Origin of the sequence: Tunicatimonas sp. (genome assembly GCF_049647865.1) — a bacterium.
GTDB lineage: Bacteria > Bacteroidota > Bacteroidia > Cytophagales > Cyclobacteriaceae > Tunicatimonas.
In genome coordinates, this window is sequence record NZ_JBARYM010000605.1 from 1 (window position 1) to 2,646 (window position 2,646).

A 2,646-nucleotide genomic window follows, 5' to 3' on the forward strand; every position below is an offset into this window, starting at 1 on the left:
AAGTTGCTCGGGAGGAAAAGCCTACATCAAAAGCAATACCCTCAATGCTAAACCTCTTTGCATTATCCTCCTTGAGCCTAAGAAAGGCCTCTTGTACCCGGAACTCATTTATGTATTTATTGAATCCCTTCTTGTAGTAATGCTTAAACACGAACGACAATTCCTTTTCGGGGATGTCAGTCTCATTGCTTAGTTTTTTTAGCGTTAGCTCGGGATTGCGGTATAGCCCCTCTTCAAAAATAGCGGTCCGAATCTTTACTAAAATGGTATCTAATGCATCTTTAGTAATCTGATTGGGTCGGAAAGACATACCTTCTCGTAAGAGGCGATAGCTCAGAAAATAAAAGAAGCCGCTCATGGCGTAAAAAATGGGATGAAAATATATCCAGTCCAATAAAAGCCTCTGATACGATGAAATATAAAGTAAAAGGAACGGAAGCCAGATACTAGCTATAATACTAATACCAAGAATGAAATCCCGAGCCCATTGGAAGGTTTTGGAATCAGCCAATGGCTTGTTCCGCATGAGATAGCGCCAGGTTATAACCAGATAAAAAGTAAGCGATATAAACTGAGGAATTACAATATAATCATCATACGTGTTGAGAAATTGGTAGTGACTGGTGTTATCCAATGAAAATGCTAAAACTACCAATGAATATGCTGGAGAAAATAAGTCAAAAATGCTTGGCAGGAAATGCCAATAATCCGGTTTTCTTATGCTGAAATCTACTTCAAACACACTGCGGCAATAGTAGTAGACCAAGGGCCCAAGCGATAAAACTGGTTCCGGAATTACAAAATTTGTAAATGATAAGTGATCAATGGAGAATGAAGCATAAAAAATGATGTTGTTAAGCAGTAATATGCTTAAAATGGAAATCGTGAATGCAAAAAGTCTGGAGGATTTGGAGTTTTTCTGTAAAAGAAAAACTGATAGTATGACGATGCTTTGAAATAGTCCAATTAATAGAAATAGTATTTGCGAATCAATTTTCAATGACTATTTCTTATTCAATTTCACTTAATATCTATCCGATAAACTTCTTGGGCAGTTCCGGAGAAGATTTGGGTTAATTCTGATCGGCTTAGCTCACCGGTAGAATTTTCCAACAATTGCGCCCAACCCGGAAATGTATTAGCCCGGGTAAGTACTGGCCAATCGCTGCCAAACATAATCCGGTCGGTTCCGAAGTATTCTAGTGGGCTAAGAATGTAGGGAGTTAAAAATTCGCTATTAGCCTGCTCAGCGTCGCAGCGGGTTAGTAAGCCCGAAAGTTTACAGACCACATTAGGGCGCTGGGCTAACTGTCGCATTCCGCTTTTCCAGGCTGGCAGTTCACCATTTTTCACATTGGGTAACCCCAAGTGGTTCAGGACAAAGCGTAGGTTTGGGTGTTGATCAATCAGAGGAAGGTAGGAATCAAAATCAGCGGTACCCAGATGTATATCCAAACTTAGATCATGCTCCGATAGTAAACGTAACCCATCGCGATACTGAGGCGAAGTAACTTGTTCCTGGATGTTTCCCATGCTACGAATTCCTCGCACCAGAGGGAAAGTTACTAGTTCTTCTAATTCAGTCTGGGCTAATTCGCCCTGATCTACCGGAAAGTAGGCAACCATGCTACCAATCAGGTCAGTATGCTTAGCTAACTGATGCACCCACTTAACTTCATCTAGGTACTGCCAGGGCACCCGGCCACTTTCTACAAAAACAATTTTATCAACCTGATAGCCTTGGGTAATTCGCCGATAATCAGTGGGGAGAAAGTCCTGGCTAAGGGCTGACTCCTTGTTCTCCAACCAAGGATACTCCAGCCGACTTAATTCCCAAAAATGCACGTGGGAATCTACCATCGGAATATCCTTAAGAATAGATGATTGAGCCTTTACTAATTGAGGGGCAACCGCAAACCCTATTCCGAGGCTGAGGCTCCTGCGTAAAAATTCTCTTCGTTGAAGCATATTAGGTAGTATGGCTGTAGAAATCCTATCGAAGATAGTGATTTTTGACCGGAATTATCTTTTCTTCGGTAATCTTTTCGTTATGAGCGTTGATCCTAAAGGCATTATTTCTCTGTTTACTTTAGTAAGTTTTGGGTGGCTTACATACCCAACTATTGCCCAGACGATTGAACCCAATACCGTGAGGCCGGATATAGCGTTTGAAGTGTTTCAGTTTCCGAAAGACCAACTCCCTCGCATTGATGGGCAGATCGACGATTGGTCTACTTACCCGGAAGAAAATGTTTATGGCACCGATTTGCTAAAAGATACCGAGGATGATACCCCCTATCCGGTGGATACTACCGATCTCAGTGTGAAGGTACGGGTCGGGTGGGTAGCGGGACTTAACCGCCTGTACTTTTTGTATGAGGCTTACGACAACTATTGGGATTTTGGGAGGTTTAATCCGCAGGGCTATTTGAATGATATTTTTGAAGTGGTGGTGGATGGCGATCTTTCGGGTGGGCCGTTTATTTTTAATGATATGCTGAAGGATGCCGGAAAAATGGGCGATGCTCCGGCGCATATTTACAATCATCTGCGGTTTAGTGGCGTTCACGCGCAGAACTACCATATCTACACTCCCCCGGTGAACAATGCCTGGACGTTGATTTGGGGCAGTCAGCCCTGGATTGC

2 protein-coding genes and 1 pseudogene are annotated in these 2,646 nt (G+C 42.7%); 1 reads left to right on the plus strand and 2 read right to left on the minus strand.

What is annotated here, in order from left to right; genetic code table 11:
* Positions 1 to 634: helix-turn-helix domain-containing protein (locus tag WBA23_RS17710; RefSeq protein WP_424583618.1), on the minus strand; the 634-nt coding region annotated here is incomplete at its 3' end.
* Positions 635 to 1,020: 386 nt separating this feature from the next.
* Positions 1,021 to 1,968 (minus strand): amidohydrolase family protein, encoded by a 948-nt coding sequence (locus WBA23_RS17715; RefSeq protein ID WP_424583619.1) that lies wholly within the window; start codon positions 1,966 to 1,968, stop codon positions 1,021 to 1,023.
* Positions 1,969 to 1,978: 10 nt separating this feature from the next.
* Here WBA23_RS17715 and WBA23_RS17720 point away from each other — a divergent pair.
* Positions 1,979 to 2,646 (plus strand): annotated as a pseudogene (locus WBA23_RS17720) (hypothetical protein); the annotation flags it as partial.